This window comes from Arachidicoccus ginsenosidivorans (assembly GCF_007971385.1).
In the GTDB taxonomy this organism is placed as follows: domain Bacteria; phylum Bacteroidota; class Bacteroidia; order Chitinophagales; family Chitinophagaceae; genus Arachidicoccus; species Arachidicoccus ginsenosidivorans.
This window is the reverse complement of the sequence record NZ_CP042434.1, coordinates 1,083,934-1,105,153: the sequence shown is the minus strand read 5'-3', so window position 1 is coordinate 1,105,153 and position 21,220 is coordinate 1,083,934. Positions and strand designations below refer to the sequence as shown.

At 39.7% G+C, this 21,220-nt stretch carries 20 protein-coding genes, 1 tRNA gene and 1 pseudogene; 17 read left to right on the top strand and 5 right to left on the bottom strand.

Annotated elements, in window-relative coordinates; genetic code table 11:
• Positions 1-162 precede the first annotated feature (162 nt).
• The 9 genes from FSB73_RS04405 to FSB73_RS04370 all read left to right on the top strand — a co-directional run bounded on the left by FSB73_RS04405 (position 163) and on the right by FSB73_RS04370 (position 10,391).
• Positions 163-1,146 (top strand): quinone oxidoreductase family protein, encoded by a 984-nt coding sequence (locus FSB73_RS04405; RefSeq protein WP_146780289.1) that lies wholly within the window; start codon positions 163-165, stop codon positions 1,144-1,146.
• 234 nt (positions 1,147-1,380) lie between these two features.
• Entirely contained in the window at positions 1,381-1,761 is a 381-nt protein-coding gene (locus FSB73_RS04400) for an ArsR/SmtB family transcription factor (RefSeq protein ID WP_146780288.1), read from the top strand.
• A 74-nt stretch (positions 1,762-1,835) separates the two neighbouring features.
• A complete protein-coding gene (locus FSB73_RS04395) occupies positions 1,836-2,309 on the top strand; it encodes an SRPBCC domain-containing protein (protein ID WP_146780287.1) in 474 nt (157 codons plus the stop codon).
• Between the two features lie 83 nt (positions 2,310-2,392).
• Positions 2,393-2,755, top strand: a complete 363-nt coding sequence (locus tag FSB73_RS04390) for a DoxX family protein (protein ID WP_225974478.1) — start codon at positions 2,393-2,395, stop codon at positions 2,753-2,755.
• 9 nt (positions 2,756-2,764) lie between these two features.
• Positions 2,765-3,349, top strand: a complete 585-nt coding sequence (locus FSB73_RS04385) for a YdeI/OmpD-associated family protein (protein WP_225974477.1) — start codon at positions 2,765-2,767, stop codon at positions 3,347-3,349.
• Between the two features lie 654 nt (positions 3,350-4,003).
• Positions 4,004-4,432: an AAA family ATPase gene (locus tag FSB73_RS04380; RefSeq protein ID WP_146780285.1), complete on the top strand. Its 429-nt coding sequence runs from the start codon at positions 4,004-4,006 to the stop codon at positions 4,430-4,432.
• Between the two features lie 44 nt (positions 4,433-4,476).
• Positions 4,477-5,436 (top strand): AAA family ATPase, encoded by a 960-nt coding sequence (locus tag FSB73_RS04375; RefSeq protein WP_146780284.1) that lies wholly within the window; start codon positions 4,477-4,479, stop codon positions 5,434-5,436.
• Positions 5,437-5,517: 81 nt separating this feature from the next.
• Positions 5,518-6,630 carry a DEAD/DEAH box helicase gene (locus tag FSB73_RS24110; RefSeq protein WP_225974476.1) on the top strand — a complete coding sequence of 371 codons (1,113 nt, stop codon included), beginning with the start codon at positions 5,518-5,520 and terminating at the stop codon, positions 6,628-6,630.
• A gap of 11 nt (positions 6,631-6,641) precedes the next feature.
• Positions 6,642-10,391 (top strand): UvrD-helicase domain-containing protein, encoded by a 3,750-nt coding sequence (locus FSB73_RS04370; RefSeq protein ID WP_225974475.1) that lies wholly within the window; start codon positions 6,642-6,644, stop codon positions 10,389-10,391.
• 166 nt (positions 10,392-10,557) lie between these two features.
• On the opposite strand, the gene FSB73_RS04365 is transcribed toward FSB73_RS04370, so the two are convergent.
• Together FSB73_RS04365 and FSB73_RS04360 are read right to left on the bottom strand one after the other, a co-directional pair.
• Entirely contained in the window at positions 10,558-11,349 is a 792-nt protein-coding gene (locus FSB73_RS04365; protein WP_158639410.1) for an FkbM family methyltransferase, read from the bottom strand.
• A 292-nt stretch (positions 11,350-11,641) separates the two neighbouring features.
• The gene (locus FSB73_RS04360) at positions 11,642-12,112 is read right to left on the bottom strand and encodes an outer membrane beta-barrel protein (protein ID WP_225974771.1); all 471 of its coding nucleotides are present in this window, start codon (positions 12,110-12,112) and stop codon (positions 11,642-11,644) included.
• 213 nt (positions 12,113-12,325) lie between these two features.
• Here FSB73_RS04360 and FSB73_RS04355 point away from each other — a divergent pair, with 213 nt between their 5' ends.
• The 5 genes from FSB73_RS04355 to FSB73_RS04335 all read left to right on the top strand — a co-directional run bounded on the left by FSB73_RS04355 (position 12,326) and on the right by FSB73_RS04335 (position 15,199).
• The gene (locus FSB73_RS04355) at positions 12,326-13,003 is read left to right on the top strand and encodes a TetR/AcrR family transcriptional regulator (protein ID WP_146780281.1); all 678 of its coding nucleotides are present in this window, start codon (positions 12,326-12,328) and stop codon (positions 13,001-13,003) included.
• A gap of 128 nt (positions 13,004-13,131) precedes the next feature.
• A complete protein-coding gene (locus FSB73_RS04350) occupies positions 13,132-13,551 on the top strand; it encodes a hypothetical protein (RefSeq protein ID WP_146780280.1) in 420 nt (139 codons plus the stop codon).
• 296 nt (positions 13,552-13,847) lie between these two features.
• The gene (locus tag FSB73_RS04345; protein ID WP_146780279.1) at positions 13,848-14,096 is read left to right on the top strand and encodes a hypothetical protein; all 249 of its coding nucleotides are present in this window, start codon (positions 13,848-13,850) and stop codon (positions 14,094-14,096) included.
• A gap of 213 nt (positions 14,097-14,309) precedes the next feature.
• The gene (locus tag FSB73_RS27420; protein WP_146780278.1) at positions 14,310-14,537 is read left to right on the top strand and encodes a colicin E3/pyocin S6 family cytotoxin; all 228 of its coding nucleotides are present in this window, start codon (positions 14,310-14,312) and stop codon (positions 14,535-14,537) included.
• A 299-nt stretch (positions 14,538-14,836) separates the two neighbouring features.
• Entirely contained in the window at positions 14,837-15,199 is a 363-nt protein-coding gene (locus FSB73_RS04335) for a hypothetical protein (protein WP_146780277.1), read from the top strand.
• Positions 15,200-15,259: 60 nt separating this feature from the next.
• Here the strand turns inward: FSB73_RS04335 and FSB73_RS04330 are convergent, their stop codons facing one another.
• Positions 15,260-15,865 carry a phage integrase SAM-like domain and Arm DNA-binding domain-containing protein gene (locus FSB73_RS04330; RefSeq protein ID WP_146780276.1) on the bottom strand — a complete coding sequence of 202 codons (606 nt, stop codon included), beginning with the start codon at positions 15,863-15,865 and terminating at the stop codon, positions 15,260-15,262.
• A 283-nt stretch (positions 15,866-16,148) separates the two neighbouring features.
• Positions 16,149-16,223: transfer RNA gene (locus FSB73_RS04325), tRNA-Pro, on the bottom strand.
• A 177-nt stretch (positions 16,224-16,400) separates the two neighbouring features.
• Here FSB73_RS04325 and FSB73_RS04320 point away from each other — a divergent pair.
• The 3 genes and pseudogenes from FSB73_RS04320 (at position 16,401) to FSB73_RS04310 (ending at position 19,436) form a co-directional block, all read left to right on the top strand.
• Positions 16,401-17,642: an ABC transporter permease gene (locus FSB73_RS04320; RefSeq protein WP_146780275.1), complete on the top strand. Its 1,242-nt coding sequence runs from the start codon at positions 16,401-16,403 to the stop codon at positions 17,640-17,642.
• 92 nt (positions 17,643-17,734) lie between these two features.
• A pseudogene (tsaD, locus tag FSB73_RS27415) lies at positions 17,735-18,744 on the top strand (tRNA (adenosine(37)-N6)-threonylcarbamoyltransferase complex transferase subunit TsaD).
• A gap of 146 nt (positions 18,745-18,890) precedes the next feature.
• Complete coding sequence (locus FSB73_RS04310) at positions 18,891-19,436, top strand: lipocalin family protein (RefSeq protein ID WP_146780274.1); 546 nt, start codon at positions 18,891-18,893, stop codon at positions 19,434-19,436.
• Positions 19,437-19,836: 400 nt separating this feature from the next.
• On the opposite strand, the gene FSB73_RS04305 is transcribed toward FSB73_RS04310, so the two are convergent.
• Positions 19,837-20,904: an alkene reductase gene (locus FSB73_RS04305; RefSeq protein WP_146780273.1), complete on the bottom strand. Its 1,068-nt coding sequence runs from the start codon at positions 20,902-20,904 to the stop codon at positions 19,837-19,839.
• Positions 20,905-21,220: the final 316 nt, after the last annotated feature.

Sequence of the window (21,220 nt, the reverse complement as noted above, 5' to 3'; positions counted from 1 at the left end):
ATAGCCCTTATAAGGGAATTACCAATGCACCTTACAGACAGACAAGCTGCTACATGCAGATTTGATAACAAATGTTATCAGCTGGCAATAGCCAGGGGGATACCTTTGTCTTTTAATATAAAAAGGTAAAAAACAAAAAAGATAACCCTAAAGGATAAAAATATGAAAGCAGTTGTAATGTATCCAGATGCGCTAGCACCTGTCATTAGTGAAAGAAAGGCACCGACCATGGGCGATGTCCATGAAGGGCAGCTTTTAATAAAAGTAAAGGCAGCAGCCATCAAAAACCTGGACATCAGTAAAGCAATGGGCAAGCATTATTCCAGCCGTAGCCTGCTCCAGCCAGAAGGGCAGATTATCGGCACGGATGGAGTAGGTGTAACGTCTGAAGGAAACAAAGTATATGGATTTAGTAAAGGTGGCGTATTGGCAGAATATGCCCTGATAGACAAATCCCTGAGTGTGCCCGTACCTGCGGCGTTGGATGAGGCCACAGCGGCTGCTATCCCCAATGCCGTCATGGGATCAGCCATGGCCTTATTATTCAGGGCTGGATTAAAGGCAGGAGAGACCGTCTTAATTAATGGGGCTACCGGAGTAACCGGCAGGATGGCTATTCAGGTGGCTAAACATTATGGGGCAGGAAGTATCATAGTGACTGGAAGAAACCAGGATGTCTGGCCTCAGCTACAGGCCCTGGGGGCAGATAAATGGATAACACTTACTGAAGAGGGTGCATCCCTTACACAAGCCATCCGCCGACAACACAGCGAAACCCCCATTGATGTTGTACTGGACTATTTATGGGGACCTTCCGCAAGTGCCATTTTAGACGGATTAAAAGGGGATGGTGATTTTGGTCATCCGGTGCGTTATGTATCCATTGGTGGGATGGCCGGTGATCGCATTGCACTATCTTCCAGCATTCTACGTAGCACACCTTTAACATTAATGGGCTCTGGCCTGGGTAGCTGGTCAAAGCAGGAAGTAGGAAAATTGATACAGGAAATTCTACCGACATTTTTCCAGTTGGCTGTTGAGCAGAAACTTACGCTAATTACTAACGAATACAAATTAGAGGATATATCAGCAATGTGGAACGCTAAACTGCCTAGTGGTATTAGAGCCGTTGTTCGTCTCAGCTAGTTATAAAAATAATTTTCAGCACAAAACAGCAAAAAAATAATAGCTGCAAATAGCCAAATTACCTGTCTAGCTAGTTTATAATCAACAGATTATAAACTAGCTAGACAGGTAATTTGTGTTAAAAGCCTAATGGACGCAATAAAAATTCTAAAAAATAAATTTGCGTAGTTAAATGGCTACGCTTATATTTGTAGTCAAATGGCTACGGGTTTATAATTTTAAAACAAAGTAATCGTGAAGTTAAGAAGAGATGTATTCCAGGCACTGGCTGACCCAACCAGAAGAGCCATTTTATTAATGGTTGCATCACAGTCAATGACAGCAGGGGCTATTGCAGCTAGTTTTCAGGTGGCAAGACCTACTATATCCAAACACCTGGCCATTTTGCAGGAGTGTTCGCTTTTATCCAGCAATAAGGATGGCCGAGAAATTTTTTATTATGTCAACGCAGCAAAAATGAAAGAAGTAGATGATTTTCTAACCCCGTTTCGCAAAATGTGGGAAGCCCGCTTTGATCAGCTGGAAGCAGTCATGAAAAACTACCAGAAAAATCAGCTTGAAAATCAGGCAAATGACCAGACACAAATACAACAAGGAAATCGGCCTAGTGAATAACCAGGGCAATAAGCCCCGATTAATCACCACATCCAATGCACAATAATTTATTTAACCCAATAAAAATCAAAAAGATGGAACTTAAAACAAAAGTCAATTCAAATGAAGCGGAGCAGCAACTGCTTATTACCAGAACATTTAATCTGCCGGTGGATTTGCTCTATAAGGCTTTTTCGACGCCTGAACTGCTAGGGCAGTGGATGGGCACCCAGGTGCTTGAATTAGAAAACCAACCCTTGGGTAAATATCAATTTGAAACCAGGGACGGGGAAGGTAAAGTCGTATTTCAGGCCATAGGCACTATCCATGGCGTGACACCCAATAAACAGATCATCCGAACCTTTGAGATGCTAAATACACCTTTTGCACCGCAATTAGAATTCCTGGATTTTGCTTCCATAAATGAAAACGAAAGCGAACTTAAGATGCAGATCATTTACCGCACCAAAGAACTCAGAGATCAGATGCTGAAAATGCCATTTGCCAGTGGTATCAGTAAAGCCCACGACAGACTAGAAACGCTGATGATAAAACAACTGGATCAATAATAAGTCTCCTTTTTTGCGCACCACAATTAATACAAAAATTACAAAAAATACAATATGAAAAAGATAAACAAATTATTTATTGGGTGGCCACCATCTGGTTGGCACTGGGACTATTTTCTACCGGCCTTGTGCAACTGCTGCATACAGCGGACGGCGTAGGTGGCAGTGAAATGATGACAGCGCTTGGTTATCCTTTGTATCTGATGAGCTTACTAGGCGTATTGAAAATCATTGCCACCGTTGTAATATTAGTGCCAGGCCTGCGCCTGGCTAAACAGTGGGCGTATGCCGGCATTTGCTTTTTAATTGTGGGGGCGATCTATTCACATTTAGCCACAGAGGCTAGCCTGATTAAAATAATACCCGCCCTACTACTCGGATTACTGATGACGGTGTCCTGGCGCTTTCTGCCAGAAAACAGAAAACTTAAATTATCTTTAAGCTAAAAATTACGCATGATGAATCCTAGCATTGCATTTTATTTTGAAAAGCAGTCGCCCTGGCAAAAGCATGTAAATCTTTTACGCAAAATCGTGCTATCCACCGGGTTAGAGGAAACGCTTAAATGGGGGCACCCCTGTTACACGGAAAAAGGCCGCAATATTGTACTGATCCATGATTTTAAAAATTATTGCGCTTTACTTTTTTTTAAAGGAGCCCTGCTTGAAGACAAGGAAGGATTGCTGATCAGGCAGTCTGATCAGGTACAGGCTGCAAGGCAAATGCGATTTACGGAGCTTAAAACAATTAAAAACAATCAGGCTGCTATCAAAGCCTTTATCTATGAGGCCATCGCAGTGGAACAATCGGGGCTTACCGTCCCTAAGAAAAAAACTGAAGAGTATCCGGTGCCGGAAGTGCTAAAGGCTGTTTTTAAAAAAGAACCCAAACTGCATCAGGCCTTTAAAGCATTGACACCCGGAAGGCAAAGAGGATATCTGCTTTATTTTGCTGCACCCAAGCAGGAAAAAACAATTATTAGCCGGATTGAAAAGTACAAGCCTCACATCCTTGCTGGCAAAGGGTTAAACGACCTATGATAGATTAGGGAAATGCAATTGAGCGTCGAAGCTGCTATTATATCCAGGTCATTTATTGACACAGAAATTCAAAAGTTGACAAAATAACCAGCCAAAAATCGAAGATAAAGGTAGATTTGGCTGGTTATAGGTGCTATTATCAGCCAAAAAATTAAAAATATAAAGATTTGGCTAGTTATGACCACCATAACCAGCCAAAAAAAGTGAAAAAAGAAACATCTGGCTGCTGTAGGGAAATGAGACCTGAGCGAACGGCCTGGCCAGTAAAAGATTTAGCTGAGCAAGCCAAAAAGAGATGAAATACATATTTTTGGCTGGCATAGGCTGTCGAAATTGCCTGAAGATTAGTCTTGTAGAATTTCTGGGCTCGATTTTAATAACCGGCCAGATTTTCATATATGAATACTATTTCAAACCTGATGAAGAGCCGATTTTAATTAATTTGTGGATTGTCCTTAAGTGATTTAAAATCAATTGGATATATTCTATTGCGGTATATTTTTGTTCATTTTTGGCTGGTAAGGCCTTGCACAATCAGCCAAATGTCTTAATTTTATTTTAATTTGGCTAGTTTTGTTTAGAATTATCAGCCAGATATTGGAATTGGTCTGATAGGTTATAAGCAACAATTTTTGCATATTATATTTTTTATTAATGAATGAAATCATAGGACGAAAGGAAGAGCAGGAATTATTAGACAAATTAAGGCAGGAAGAAAGTCCTGTGTTTCTTGCTATTTATGGCCGGCGCAGGGTGGGAAAAACATATTTGGTGAAATCTTTTTTTCAGGAGGAGTTTGCTTTTTATTGTACTGGATTATTTGGAGGTTCAACTAGTCGCCAGTTAGCAAATTTTAATGGAGCGCTTGCGAGTTATTCTACTTTAAAGGAGGATTTGCCATTAATTAATGATTGGTTTGAAGCCTTTCGTGCCTTAATAGCTGTTTTGGCTGGCAGAGGAGAAGGACGTAAAGTGATTTTTCTAGATGAGTTATCTTGGATGGATACACCAAAATCTGAATTTATTGCAGCATTAGATTTTTTTGGAACAGCTGGGCTAGTACACGCAGTGATATTTTTTTAATTGTATGTGGATCTGCCGCTAGTTGGATGTTGAATAAACTGATCATGAACAAAGGTGGGTTATATAACAGGGTAACCCATAGGATGCAATTGACGCCATTCACTTTGAGAGAAACTGAAGCATTTTTATCTGCAAAAAAAGCTGTATTTACTAAATATCAACTATTGAAGTTTTATATGATCATGGGAGGGATCCCTTTTTATTTGAATGATATTGATGTAGAAAAAAGCGCTATTCAGAATATTAACGATATGGCGTTTGGAAAGAATGGAAAATTGCGGACTGATTTTTATGGCGTTTATAGCTCCCTTTTTAAAAATGAAGAGCAACATATTTCAATTGTCAAGGCCTTGGCAAAAAAAAGCATGGGGCTCACAAGGGAAGAAATTGCAACAGCCACAAAATTTTCTAGTGGCGGTACACTGACCAAGGTGTTGGTTGAATTGGAGCAGAGTAGCTTTATTCGTAAATATGTAGCTTTTGGTAAAAAAAAATATGGTGTTTTATATCAACTAATCGACTTCTATTCCCTTTTTTATTTAAAATTTATTGAAGGGACCAGTATTGATGACACAAATACCTGGATTAATGGTATAGACGATCCCAGTCATAGGGCTTGGAGCGGATATGCATTTGAATTAATAGGCCTTACGCATATTGCTGATATTAAACGTGCGCTAAAGATAGATGCCATAAAAACAAATACATCCTGCTGGGTGGGAGAGGATAACGGGAGAAAAGCACAAATAGATTTGGTAATTGATAGAAGGGATCAGGTAATAAACTTATGTGAATTTAAATTTTCCATGAATCTCTATGTTATGGATAAAGAAGTGGCGAGTAATCTAAGCAATAAGCTGAGCGTTTTCCAAGGCAATACAAAGACCAGAAAAGCTTTACTTTTGACAATGATTACACCAAACGGCCTTAAAGAAAACGAACATTCCAGATCGGTCGTTCATAATCAACTCACAATGGATATCTTTTTTGGCAAAGAAGTCTAGCCAAATTAGATGTTTAAAAAGATTTTAGTGATATAAGTTAAAAAACATTCTAATACATTAATAGCATTATAGCATCCTAAGATGAGCGTCGCATTTATTGATACTGAAATTGCCCTTCATGGTAAAATGGTTCTGGATATAGGGGCCATAAGGGATGAGGGACGTCAATATCACGACCCTTCTATCGAGGGATTTATGCGTTTTATAAAAGGAAGTAAATATATATGCGGCCATAATATCCTGGGCCACGATCTCAAATACATAGATACAATCATCACAGAAGCAGGGATCGATGAAATGCATATAATTGATACCCTTTTGCTATCTCCCTTACTTTTTCCAAAAAATCCTTACCATGCACTGGTAAAAGATGATAAATTGCAGACCGGTGAACTGAATAATCCGCTCAGTGATGCTAAAAAGGCGCGGGATCTATTCTATGATGAGGTGGATGCTTTTAAAAGGCTGGATGCAAACCTGCAGCAGATTTATTATGGTCTGCTAGCAGGGACTAAGGAATTTGTCGGCTTTTTCAAATACCTCGGTTTTTCGTCCGGCCAGGCTGCAGATCCAGTTGTTATATCCAGCCACATCAAAAAAATGTTCACTGGCAAGATCTGTAGTGGAGCAGATCTTGCGCAAATGATAGCGTCATTTCCGGTTGCCCTTGCCTACTGCCTGGCACTTATCCATGTTCAGGACCGCTATTCTATTACACCACCCTGGGTACTTAAAAATTATCCAGAAGTAAACAGGGTCATGCATTTACTGCGCAGCAAGCCTTGTATAACCAGTTGTGCTTATTGTGATCATACCTGGGATATCCATAAAGGATTAAAGCGTTTATTTGGTTATGAATCTTTCAGGAGTTATGATGGTAAGCCGCTACAACAAACGGCCGTAAAGGCGGCAGTAGACAATAAATCACTTTTGGCCGTTTTCCCAACTGGCGGTGGCAAATCGATCACCTTTCAATTGCCGGCCTTGATGGGTGGAGAGGCAGTAAAAGGATTGACGGTGGTGATTTCGCCTTTACAATCACTCATGAAAGACCAGTTGGATAACCTGGAGCAGCATAACATAACCGATGGTGTTATGATCAATGGCTTGCTCGATCCTATAGCCAGGGCCAAATCTTTAAAAAGGATAGAGGACGGTTCAGCTTCTATTTTGTATATATCCCTGAATCTTTAAGATCCAGAACCATGGAGCGCCTGCTACTTAATCGAAAGATCATTCGGTTTGTAATAGATGAGGCACACTGTTTTTCTGCCTGGGGCCAGGATTTTAGGATTGACTATACCTATATAGGCCCCTTTATCAAACATTTGCAACAGAAAAAGGGATTGGAAGACCAGATTCCTGTTTCCTGCTTTTCGGCCACAGCCAAAAGAAATGTAATTGAAGATATCAAGGACTATTTTAAAATCCAGTTAGGCATAGACATGGAGGTCTATACGGCAAGTGCATCCAGGCCAAATCTCCATTATGAGGTTATTCCAGTACAAACGGATGTGCAGCGTTACCAGAAACTGCGGGCGTTGGTGATGGATGCAAATTGTCCCACCATTGTCTACGTATCCAGAACCAGGAAGGCAAATGACCTGGCAGCAATGCTCTTAGAAGATGGCATTCATGCTAAAGCCTATCATGGCAAAATGCAGGTCCAGGAAAAAACAGAGAATCAAAATGCATTTTTGGAAGGAGCGGTGGATGTAATGGTGGCCACTTCGGCCTTTGGGATGGGCGTCGATAAAAAGGACGTTGGATTGGTGATTCATTATGAGATCTCGGATTCCCTGGAGAACTATGTGCAGGAAGCCGGAAGGGCCGGACGCGATGAAGGCTTAAATGCCAATTGCTATGTGTTATATAATGAGGAAGACTTAAGTCAGCACTTACTATTGCTGAATCAGACAAAACTCACCATAAAGGAAATTCAGCAGGTCTGGAAAGCCATTAAGGATCTGACCCGTTTTAGATCCACTGTATCCAATTCTGCACTTGAAATAGCTAGAAAAGCCGGTTGGGAAGAAAATGTCAGAGATATTGAGAGCCGGGTAAGCACTGCCATTGCCAGTCTGGAAAATGCAGGGTTTTTAACAAGAGGACAAAATATGCCCAGAATCTTTGCCAGTAGCATTCAAACCAGAACCGCACAGCAGGCCATTGACACCATCGAAAAGTCCACTAGATTTGATCCGAAGCAAAAAGAAGATGCCACAAGAATTATTAAAAAGCTGTTTTCCAGCAGGAGCCGGCAACAGACAGGGGAGGAGGTCGCGGAATCAAGAATAGATTATATCAGCGATGATTTAGGTATCGCCAAAGAAGTGGTCATTCATATTGTGCATTTACTCAGAGAGGAAAAGATTCTGGCCGACAACAGGGATTTGACAGCCTTTATTAAAAGGGCAGATCGTCAAAACCGGTCCTTGGCAATACTGGAGACTTATGGTAAAATAGAACAATTTCTACTCTCTTTATTATCTTCAACCGACGTGGTTGAGCATTTTCATATCAAGGAGTTGAATGGCGCAGCTGAGCAGTTTGGCTGCTCAGAGGTCAGTCCAGCTAAAATCAGGACCCTGCTTAATTTTTGGGTGATACAGCATTGGGTCAAAAGAAAGTCTGCGGCCTCCAGCCCGCATAACCTGTCCATCTTATTACTTCAGCCCAAAGAAGTATTAAGGGAGAAAATGGAAAAACGCCATGAGCTGGCTAAATTCATTACTGGGTTTTTATATAAGCGATTGGAAGCCGAGTCGCCTGTGGCAGGCGCAGGAAATATGGAGGTGTTGATTGAGTTTTCCATCCACGAATTAAAATCAGCATACCAGACAGCGGGTCATCTATTTGAGCGGGATATTTCCGTTACAGATATTGAAGATGCACTGTTTTATCTTTCCAAAATTGAAGCGATTAAGATTGAAGGAGGTTTTATGGTCACCTATAATGGGCTTACCATCGAAAGGCTGGAAAAGGATAATAAAAAGAGATTTACCAGTCAGGATTACCAAAGCCTGCATAATTTCTATGAGAACCGGGTACAGCAAATTCATATTGTCGGTGCATATGCCGCCAAAATGGTGGAGGATTATAAAGGGGCACTTCAGTTTACGGAAGACTATTTTCAGCTGAATTATGACTCGTTTTTGCGTAAATATTTCCCTGGTAGTAAAGCTGGGGAATTGAACCGAAAAATCACCCAGGCAAAATTTAAACAGCTATTTGGTGAGTTGTCCCCGGCCCAACTTAATATTATAAAGGATCATAAAACCAAATATATCGTCGTGGCGGCTGGACCAGGAAGTGGTAAAACCAGGATTCTGGTGCATAAAATGGCCGCCTTGCTGCTTATGGAAGATGTGAAACATGAGCAGTTATTAATGCTTACTTTTTCAAGAGCTGCCGCAACTGAGCTTAAAAAAAGACTGGTTGCGCTGGTAGGAAACGCTGCTGTATATATTGACATCAAAACTTTCCATGCGTATGGTTTTGATCTTCTGGGTAAGGTGGGGAATTTGAGTGAGGCTAAAAAGGTCATTGCGTTAGCCACTCAGAAAATAAAAAGCGGCGAAGTGGAAGCAAGCCAGATAACCAAAACGGTTATGGTTATTGATGAGGCCCAGGATATGGATGAAAACGAATACCAGCTGATTAGTGCCTTGATTGAACAAAATGAAGGTATGCGCGTCATCCTGGTGGGTGATGATGATCAAAGTATTTATGGTTTTAGAGGCGCCAGCGCCGCCTACATGGAGGAATTCGCAGGGAGACAGGGGGCAAAAAAATATGAACTGATCGAGAACTACAGAAGTGTCCCGAGTTTAGTAGCATTTACCAATCAGTTTGCTGAGAGCATTCAGCATCGCCTGAAGCAGACACCAATTTTATCCGCCAGGCCTGGAAATGGGCAAGGGAAAATAAAATTGGTTCATTACATGAGTCCTTACCTGGTTACGGCGCTGGTGCAGGAAATTAAGCGTACTGAACTGGCCGGTACGACTTGCGTGCTTACTAAGACCAATGATGAGGCACTTCAGATCACAGGTCAGTTACTAATGGCCGGCCTGCCGGCAAAACTCATACAGACCAATAGCTGGTTTAAACTTGAAATGATGGCTGAGGTGCACTACTTTTTGGATGCCCTCAATCTAAATGTGGATACGGTAATCATTGATGAGGATCAGTGGCAGGAGGCAAAAAGACGATTAAAAACTAAATTTCAAAGAAGTACAAAACTAGATTTATGTCAGCAGCTAATCCATGATTTTGAGCAGATTAATCCGAAGAAAAAATATAAAACCGATTTTAAAGTTTTTCTTGAAGAGTCCAGACTCGAAGATTTTTATTCGGCAAGCGGTCAGACCATTTATGTATCAACTATTCATAAAGCGAAAGGTAAAGAGTTTGATCATGTTTTTCTGTTACTCCAGGATCTTCAAATAAGAACAGATGATGACAGGCGGGATTTATATGTAGGAATGACCCGTGCAAAAACAAGTCTTAGTATCCATCTCAATAGTGATTATTTGGATGATATATCTGTAACAGATTTGGAAAGGATTGAAGACAGCCGTGATTACTTGCCAACCAAAGATATTCTTGTCCCCTTGAATATGAAGCAAATCTACCTGAACCACTTTAAGGGAGTGCAGTGGCAGATAGAACAACTAGTCAGTGGTGATCCCCTAAAAGTAGTGGCGGGTGGTTGTTTGAACGCTAAAGGTATAAGAGTGTTGCAATTTTCCAGGGAATTTGCCCAGTTTGTTCAACAACAAGAAATCAAGGGTTATATATTAAAAAAGGCCGAGGTGAATTTTACTCTGTACTGGCAGGATATGGAAAATGGCAAGGATTATAAGATCATCTTGCCTAATTTATATTTTGAAAGGAAACCAGATACGAATCCTTTTGATCAGTTTTTACCGTCGAGTATAAATAATACCTAAAAAAAGCCAGGACAGATGGACAAACTTCAGGCCTAATTTGAAAGTACCATCAAATAAACGTGCAACATAAAGATCTCAGTGCAATTTAGAAGTTGCAAATGTCTATACCTTTAGCGCTAAAGCTCGACGGGCGAGGTGGTATACAGATACAATCTAAGGATTTATGTTATATTGATATTAGATTGTTTGTTCTCAATTTAGCTGTTAACTGGTCTTCACTGTCTTTATGCACGAGTAAAAAGTCGCCCGGATATTGCACTATATCTATATTTTTGGTTAACTTATTATCAATAAGCCCAAAGGGAATATACCCCAACTGCGTTAGTAGCTGTAAGACGGAAGCTCTATGTTCGCCCCATGTCTCCAACTGAATGATGGGTTTTTGCTTTTCAATAATACCTTTAAGGTCCGGTAAAACAAACTGTTCATAGCCTTCAATATCGCATTTTATATAATTCAAATGAGGAAGGTTTTGTAATAGTTCGCTGCCTTTGACCATTTCAACATTAAATTCATATTGATTTTGGTTTTCCAGGTCTTCTTTGGTTGGGACATGCGCAAGTCCCGTTCTTAAATAACCATCCATTTTAGGAACCACCATTTTGATCATTTTATTTTCCGTTCCCAATGCATAATTGTATAGGACTACATTTCTTCTGTTGCCAATACATTTTTTTAACACCCGAAAAAATGGCCGGACCGGCTCTATACAAATGACTTCCCCTTCGGAACCCACTATTTTTGAAAATATTTTTGAAAAATAGCCCAGATTGGCCCCTAAATCCAATACACAATCTCCCTTATTAATTAAATGTTTGACAAAATAATTATATTGGTAGGCCTTATCATTTTTCAACAGGCCTAATGAATAAGCAAAATAAAATCCCTTATTTAAAAATTGCAGGTAGTTTTCCTGACCTAAGGTGCGAAAAAGGGTTCTTTTAATTAATTTTTTCAAGGTTATTAATTTATGCTAAGACAATGATTTTTGAATTATATTAAGTTATAAAATATGTATCATTGTTTTAATCGTTTGATTATCATATAAATACCTATTTGTTTTCCTGATATGATCAAGAGCCAATTTTCAAATGTAAAACAATTTTAATCAGATAGGCAAAGTTCCGGCCATTTAAAAGGCAAAAAATTGAAACGGCCCTTAAATTCCCGAAAGGGCATTCCTGTTTATATTTTAATCTTCCTTAATACAACCTTTATTAAAAAGATCTGAAAGATTGAAAATTAATAGATTACCGCTCCCAGATGCTAAGTGCATAACCTAAGGCTACCGTAGCAGCACCAATGCGGTTTTTGCCATGTTCAGCGCCCTTTTGCATATCGATAAAGCCATAATTGCCGCCACCTTCGATAAACAGTTTGCCTGGTCCAAAATTATAGGAAAGACCAATTGCACCCTGAACACCGACATTGGTTTTGTGTAGTTCGCCTTTGGCGTTGATCGCCGTATCGAGTTTTGTACCAAAAAAAGCAGCGACGGCTTCTGGTGGAATCTGTTGCTGTCCCGCTTTATCCAAATAGACCTTTAGATCAGCTGTTTTAACCAGTTGCTTCGCACCCACCAGGAAGCTGATAAAGGGCCCTGCTTGAACAAAAAACTTTAACCGTTGATTTTGGTTCAATGGAAAATTAAATTTGGCCATAACGGGTATCTGTAGATAATTGATACTGGATACATTGTTGTAGTCTGCAAAACTTTGGATTCATTCGAGCATGTTTAATGTCTAAAATTATGAAGTTCAGTTAGTTATTATGGTATAGGCACTTATCGAAATTAGCGCAATACAGTTAGACTTCATAAAACAAACGAAAAAAAATAATAAATCTACATTAAAATCAAGTAAGTGTTTGAGATTTTGTTAGAACAAAGTCCTAATTTTGGTAGGTACTGCCTACGCTAAATTTATCAATGTACTATGGCCAAACTAAGATCAGAACAGCAGATAAAAAAGAAAGTCCGTAAAGTTGTAGATGGCCCCATTAAGAGCGCGGAAAAAACGAAAAAGAAAATATTACTATCAGTTGGCAAACTGTTTTCAAAAGAAGGATATACTGGTTTAAATGTAACAAGAATTGCTGGAGAAGCAGGCATTAACCCGAGAATGATTTATCATTATTTTGGATCATTTGATAATTTATTGAGAACATACTTTGGCGAAAAAGACTTTTGGGACCCATTTTATAATAAGCTTATTGCCAATCTGCTAAATAATAATAGGCCGTTGGATGCAGACGATATTTTTGCAATTTTACATGGTCAGTTCGATGCCATTTTATATAATAAAGAATTTCAACGGGCTATTCATTGGGATATAAGTGAAAAGAGCGATGTTATTCGTAAAATATCGGATGAACGCGAGCATGTTGGTAAAAGGTTGTTTGAACAGACAGAAGATCGTTTTAAAAATACAGACATAGATCTTCCCGCTTCGTTAGCTTTACAAATCGCCGGAATATATTATTTAGGACTACATGCAAAAATCAATGGAAGCACGTTTTGTGGAATAGATATAAATACGGGTGAAGGTAGATCACGAGTAGAAAATGCACTTAAGAAAATTATTGAAGATTTATACAAAGGAAAGAGCATATAATGGTTTCACCCATTTTCTAATATAATGAGGTTAAAGGGGGAATTAGTGGTGCCGTTTCTGGTTTTGTAGGCGCTGAAATTGATCACCGTGATATTGCAGAAGGGGTCGTATCTGGTATAAAAACAGGGTTGATTGGGGGAGGGGTTCGGACTTTCGGCAATATTGCTATTTTAGGTCCTACAATTCGACCAAATAAAACAATCTCAACACAGCTGAAAAAAATGGAAACTGATTTGGGTATAAAATTAATTGATGATCCTTATGGTCCTGTTTATAGAACAGGAGGTTTGTGGCAAAGAGGATTGAGTGTAGGGATATCTCACTCAATTGCTCATGGTAATGGATCAATTATTACAGGAGTGGGTAAAATCAATGACGTACAAACCTGGATCCACGAATCTTACCACTACTTCCAGCTTTTGAATCAAGGGTGGTATGGACAGCTATCTAAAGGCTTTATAGATCAATTTTTTACTCCAGATCCATATAATAATTCTAATACAAACGAATTTCCTGCAACGCAGTATCAATCCAAATATTCAAATTAATAGTATATGAAATGGAATTTAACGATCGCAATAATTGTTTTATTAAGTTCATGTTTATATTATCCTAGTCGTCCATATCAATTAACTTCTAGCTCAAATAATCAGCAGCCTATAAAACCAATAGTAATTAAATATTCTGATCATTTATATGTAAAAGATGGATATTTAGGAGCTATTTTAAGTAGAAGGAAAAACCCGATAATAGGTCTTTTTTGTACAATTAAAAATGAGGGAAATGATTCTATACTTTTAATAGGGAATCATTTCAACTTATTTCTAAAAAAATCATATATAAATTGCGTCCATTATTGACTTTAAAACATAAATATGGTGGATTACAAATGCTGCCAAATCAATTTTACATAAAAGGTGGAGATAGTATCAAATATAGTATTAGCTTTGAAAGTGATTCCAAACTTTCAAAAAAAGACTACGATAACCTTGTTGTAATGGATACGGTATCATTAGTTTTAGTGCAAAACGATTCGATGAAACTAATTGGGACGTTTCATGCAAATGACTCAAGGTTGCATGCTCGAAAATAATTCAGCTCCTATACTTACCTGAAGCGATGTGAAGGACGTAATTGCAGATGGTACTAGCAAATATAAGCATGGATCTGTTACGTTAAATCCCATAAGTACGCTACGTTGTACATTTACTAATTATCGGTTTTGGAAAAGGATGTTGGCCATCCAAAGTTCGAGACAGGAAATTGAACTTGATCCGACAAGATTATATGTAGTTCGGCCAAAGCAATGGTCAAACAGGAAGGGAAAGGAAGCCTTATCTTGAATTATAATCCTGCACCGTCAACATTGAAAGCTTACCCAGATGCTGGTAAAGGGAGATTTTACAAGCCAAGTGGAAGAAAGCGGTGGAGAATGCTAGACGGATCAATTTTTGAATGGGATTATCAACACGGCAGGGTAGAGAAATACAATAAAACGGGGAAATATCATCTAGGTGTAATAAGTCCAGTATAGCAACTAAATATAAAAAGATCTTTGACCATATTTAGGTGTTCATCATCGAATGTTCGGGATTCGAGCTCATCGAGTTCGTTTTGTGTCAAAAAGGAACGGTCAATTTGTCAAACTTTAATTTATATAACTTGAGTTTCGCACCTAAAAAGGTGGAAAATAAAATATCATAATAGTACGATAAAAGTAGCATGATTGGTTGATTAAATAACTGAATGTCAGTAATTTAGTGTCGATAAACAAAAAATAATCATGCTACACTCTAAAGTGTATAGAAAGTATTCAAGAGTTAAAAAAGTTCTTTGCAATTCCAAAAAAAAGTCGACTACTTACTTGATAGTCTTAGGTTCTTTGATCTAAAATGTGTAAATAAAGGGCTGGGCTACCTTAAGCGACAGGGGGCTAGCATTAGCTCAATCCTTGCAGTACTTTTAATTCTGCCATTCTTAAACCATGCCACTGTGCATGCTTTTCTCCGGGCTGGCAGTAAAATCATGGCAAATGGCGGTAAAGACGTTTATTATAGAACTAGTAAGCGCCAGGATATTGACTGGCGAGGTGTATTGACTGGTTTCGTTAAGCGTTTTTTGACGATTATTCGGAAAAATGCAATTGTCTTAGGCTGTGTCCCAAAATGCTTGGTGGTTAATGATTCATTGCTTTAAAAGGTTGGTGGATAATCTACGCCTGTACGGACCACCCAATATCATTTTTAATGGTCCACCTCAGACTAGGCTGGTTATTTTTTTTAGTCGTTCAATATGTTTCATTAATCCGTTGTTATGTAACGGATCGCTTTCTTTAAGTGGATGTAATCGGATGAAATTCTCAAATTCTACTACGAATTGGTAATTTAATTCTGATAGATAGACGGGTGCAGACCTTTTATGCTCCCTGATAAATTTTTCGACATACCGGCGGGTTGATTTGTAATTTTTTAAGGTTCCCCTACTTAGGGTGTGCTGCATATTTTCATTGTGGTAGTCGATCAATTCAAGCAGCGTCTTTGAGTTCTCATCAAGACCTAAAAATTTCCGTTTCAGGACTTCTGAAGTGATTCTGTGGTTATTTAGAAGAAGTTCCTTTGAATCATTCAATACTTTTCCCCTGGCCCGTTCCAAAAAAAGGTTTAAGTCATTAGCAGTCTTACTGTTTCCTTTTGCCAATCCCTTTTGGAAGTTCCATTGGTCCTTGGTGCCCCATTGCTTCATGGAAATTTCCTTTCGGCTGCCATCCACTGTGATCCTCATATACACGGAAAGAAGGTTGTTTTTTTCTTTGTCATTTTTTGTAATGAAGATGACGCTGAATGTTTTGTTTTCGTTGCTCATGATAATTGATTTTAATTTAAAATAAATAGCATAAATTCCTAAATTCGGTTCCCATCTTAAAAGGTCACCCGAATAGTTCAAAATCACACAGAATGATTTGAAATGTGATTTAATAATCTTCTGATATTCAAATTATTATAAGCAAAAATAGGGGGCAAGGGCAGGGAACCGAATAGGGGACGAATTGATTGATTTTATTTGGGTTTTATTGACTTCTTAAAATTTAAAAGCCCGTAAAACCGAGTGTTTACGGGCTTTTAAGCCATTTTGATTTCTCATTTAGTCGGGGCGGCAAGATTCGAACTTGCGACCTCCTGGTCCCAAACCAGGCGCGATGACCGGGCTACGCTACGCCCCGATTGCTGCTTTACTTTGTCAGCGGGATGCAAAAGTAAACTAATAATTTTTATATCCAAAAAAATATCAGAAAAAAAATTGGTAGCAAACCAAATAACCTGTTTATGCTCCATCCATCCAAAAAAATCCAGATTTTAAACAGAACAGGCATTTTTGCTGTAGGTTTGGGGTGAAAATTATGCGAAAATTATTAAGAATCTTATGGAATAGCTTTCTGATGGCCCTTCAGGAGCTAAAAGTGAACAAGCTGAGAACCTTTCTATCTCTGTTTGGGATCACCATTGGTATATTTTGCATAATCGGCGTTTTGGCATTAGTTAATAGCCTTAAACAGAAGGTCCAGTCGGATATGAATGAACTTGGATCCAATACTGTTCAGGTCGGCAAATGGGAATTTCTCAATACCAGCGATTACCCCTGGTGGAAATTCATCAACCGACCGGAAGTCAAATACAGTGAGTTTGAATTCCTTAAAAAGAACACAGGCTATGCTGAACATATGTATTATCTGAATAATACAAGCAGCAACCTCACCTATAAAGACAATACTTATAGCGGGAACGTCTATGGTACCTCTGAAGAATTTAATTTAGTACAGACCGTAGAAATTGAATATGGCCGTTACATAAACCCCAGTGAATTTAAAAGAGGGGTTGCTGTGGCTGTCATCGGACAGGAAGTGGCCACCCAGTTATTTAAACGCCCTGATTTAGCAATTGGTAAAAAGATTAGTGTAGATGGCAAAAAGGTCAATGTGATCGGGGTGATTAAAAAACAAGGCCAGATGATTAATATCTTTCAGTTTGATGAAAGCATTCTGGTGCCTTATAATTATTTTGCCAGCATCTATAATGCGGAAAATCTCAGTCCCCAGATTTTTGTAAAAGGCAAGGAAGGGGTACCAAATTCAGCGCTGATTGATGAACTCAGAGGACTTATGCGCCAGGTCAGAAGACTCAGCCCAAAACAGGAAGATAATTTTGCCCTAAATGACATCAACCTATTTAGAGAACAAATTGATAAAGTATTCGCCTCTCTTAATATTGGGGGTTGGGTCATTGCCGGTCTTTCCCTCTTAGTCGGTGGATTCGGTATTGCCAATATTATGTTTGTAACCGTCAGGGAAAGACGTTCCCAGATTGGCCTTAAAAAGGCCATCGGTGCCAAAAGCCGGACAATACTAACGGAGTTTCTCATTGAAAGTGCCTTTTTGTGCATTATCGGGGGGCTTTTAGGGCTGTTTATGGTCTGGTTATTATCCCTGGCCTTAAGTGCGATTTTGCCGTTCCCGATTGTGATAGCGGGAAGCATTATCGTGTTGGCCTTTTCCATTTGTATTATTTTAGGTGTGCTGTCCGGGATTATTCCGGCCACCATTGCTGCCCGGTTAAATCCGGTAGTCGCCATCCGGAGCAATTAAATCCTCCGCAAATTCTATAGACAGTTGTAATTATTTTGGTAAATGGAGCTTCTTTGAGCTAATTTTGCTCTTCTAAGGAGTTTATTAATCATATGTCTACGTCCATAACCATACTTGGAATTGAAAGTTCCTGCGATGAAACCAGTGCTTCCATCTGCCGGGATGGGCAGATTCTGTCCAATATTATCGCCACACAGAAAGTGCATGAAAAATACGGTGGTGTTGTGCCTGAACTGGCCAGCAGGGCTCATATACAAAATATTGTTCCGGTCGTTGATACTGCCATCAAGGAATCAGGTATTGCTTTGGAGCAGGTTGACGCCGTTGCCTTTACCCAGGCACCTGGATTAATTGGCAGCCTTTTAGTGGGAACCCAGTTTGCCAAGTCAACAGCGCTTGCCCTAAACAAGCCGCTCATCAGTGTGCATCATATGCAGGCGCATGTACTGGCAAATCTCATAGGTGACCCAAGACCGGATTTTCCTTTTTTGTGCCTGACAGTAAGTGGGGGCATACCCAGATTGTCAAAGCCACTAGTCCATTGCAGATGGAAGTTTTAGGGGAGACCATCGATGATGCTGCTGGAGAAGCCTTTGATAAAACAGCCAAGATCCTGGGACTGCCATATCCCGGAGGGCCTCTTATAGATAAATATGCCGCCCAGGGTAATCCACTGGCTTTTACTTTTGCTAAACCGCAAGTGCCGGATCTTAATTTTAGTTTTAGCGGCGTAAAGACCTCGGTGCTTTATTTTCTGCAAAAACAAATTCAGCAAGATCCTGATTTTGTACAAAAGAACCTCCAGGACCTGGCAGCCTCCATTCAGCACACTATTATTGAGGTATTAATAAAAAAATTAAAAAAAGCCATCCAGCAAACCGGCATTAAGCATGTTTGTATTGCAGGCGGAGTCAGTGCCAATAAAGGCCTTAGGGCAGCGCTGGATCAGTTAGGAGAACAATTAAATATTTCGACTTACCGTCCTGATTTTCAGTATTGTGTAGATAATGCAGGCATGATCGCCATGACCGGTTATTATAAGTATCTGGCAGGAGAATTTGCAGACATGTCCATAAGCCCATCGGCCAGGGCCAGTTGGTAGGCACCATCCATAGCTGTCAGCAATTGATTTTGGCACTTCAATTGCATTATAAAAAATGTTTATCTCATGGATTAAACGCCGGCGGCTTTAAACAATCTATTGATTATAAAACCTTTATTAATAAATTACATATTAAAACTAAAAGCATGAAAAAACATTTTGGAATCTTACTAATGTCCTTTGCCGTACTGTTTTTTGTTTCTTGTTCAACCACCTCTCATACAATCGATAAAGTAAACCTGAACGGAAGTTATACCGTTACAGATGTGCGCGTGGAAGGGGTGAATACAGCCTCATCAACGCATAAAGAAACATTTAATGACGCCGGCAATACCTCCGCTACTATACTCACTAAAGTCAAACTGGAAACGACTGTTTTTGATGATGTAACCCCCAATTGCTTTACAGGCAGCCAATGGGTTTTGCCACATAACGGTTATGGTACCTACACCATTCAGGACAATGGTGATTGTTATGCAGGTAAACGTAATATTGTTTGGTCCGTCAGAACTGACCAGAGTGGACAGAAGAAGTTTCAGTTAAAGATCATCGACGGTCAGAAAGCAAAAAAAGTAACACAAGGCTATTTGTTGGATATTACAGATGTATCTCAGCAAGGCTTTACCCTGGTGTCACCCGTTGAAGTAGACGGGCAAACGGCATATGTGTATTACGAGTTTTCCCGCAACTAAACTAAATCCCCTTCGGGGTGATATAAGCTAAGGCATTGCTAACGCAGAGGTGTTTAAAGGTGTACTGGAAAAATAAATCTTTTATTTTTCCAGTACACCTTTCTTATTACCCTTAAGCCTTGTTTAAAAAATAAGCAAAGCGAAAGCGCCCAATCAAATCGCTGCATAGTAGCATTTGATTGGGCGCCAATTATTAGGGATTGCATATAAAATCCCGATATATGTATAAACTTTCTAAGCTGTATTTATAACCCGAAGCACTCTTATTGGTCTATCCGGGATTACTTTCCTTTTAAAAACAAAACAAAAAACAAAAGCAAAAAATAAAAGCGAAAATAAAAACCAAGACAAAAGTAAATCCCGGTAACTTAGACGCACGCCCGGGCCATATCATTAATACTTAGCTCAAAAAGGAATAGTCAATATAACCTTGTTCACCAGCCGCATAAAAGGTGGTAAAATCCGGCTGCTGTAATGCCGCCTTTTGCTGTAACCTGGTGACCAGATCCGGATTGGCGATAAAGTGTCTGCCAAAACCGACTAAATCCGCACTGCCACCCTCCAGAATTTTTTCTGCACTTTGCATATCCAGCCCGTTACAATAAAGCAAATTACCGGTAAACTTTTCTCTGACCGCTTCGTAAGTTGCTTTATCCGCATCTGGGTTCAGGGCCAGATGAATATAACAGATGCCAATCTCATTTAATTTGTCTGCCAGATATTGATAGGTTTCGTGTACCTGCTGAGGTTCATAGGCTGGCAGGTCATTAAAGGTAGAGTAGGGGGAGAAACGTACACCCACATTACTTCTACCAATGGCTGCACTAATTTTAGCCGCTACCGTTAGTAAGAAACGAGCCCTGTTTTCTATACTGCCACCGAAGCGGTCTGTACGGTTGTTGATATGCGGGTTTAAGAACTGCTCCATCAAATATCCATTGGCACTATGGAGTTCAACCCCGTCAAAACCTGCCTGAATCGCATTACGGGCAGCGGTTACACAATCTTCAATGACCGTTTCTACTTCAGCAGTGGAAAGTGCCTTTGGCTGAGAAAAATCCTGCATTTGCCGGGTATCCGTATAAATCTGTCCACTGGCCCTGATATCAGACACGCCTACCAGTTTTGCACCTACCGGTAGGTTGTCCACATGGCCGATTCTACCAGAATGCACCAGTTGTAAAAAGATCTTTGAACCACTGGCATGTACGGCGTCCGTTGATAATTTCCAGCCGGCAATCTGTTGCTGGTTAAAAATACCCGGAATTCTGGTATAGCCGAGCGCATCAGGGTTAATGGCGGTGGCCTCCGTGATAATAAGCCCGGCTTCTGAACGCTGCCCGTAATAAGTAGCCATCAGCTGATTAGGGATATTGTCCAAGGCTCGAGAGCGGGTCATAGGCGCCATTACAATATGATTTTTGAGTTTGAGCCCATTTTTATCAAATGGGGTAAATAATTTTTCCATTGCGAATAATTTTTAATGTTTTAAATTTTAAAAAATAAGAGGGGAGTCCTTGAGAAAACCTCCCACTTCAGAAGGAAAGGTGCCGCTTGCTGTAATCATTGCAATAAACATTATTCTGCAGCCCTGGCGGCACCTTTTTATATATACTAAACCATGCTAAAAAAACCGTTTTAATAATGTCCAATTAAGCCTTTGTCGCCTTTGTTAATCCCAGGTTCGACTAAGTCCAACCATGCATTAGCATATGGAAAGCACAGCATCAAAGACGGCCTGAATAGTGAGGTAAAAGTGCGCGATGGGCGGTATTGGCTTTAAA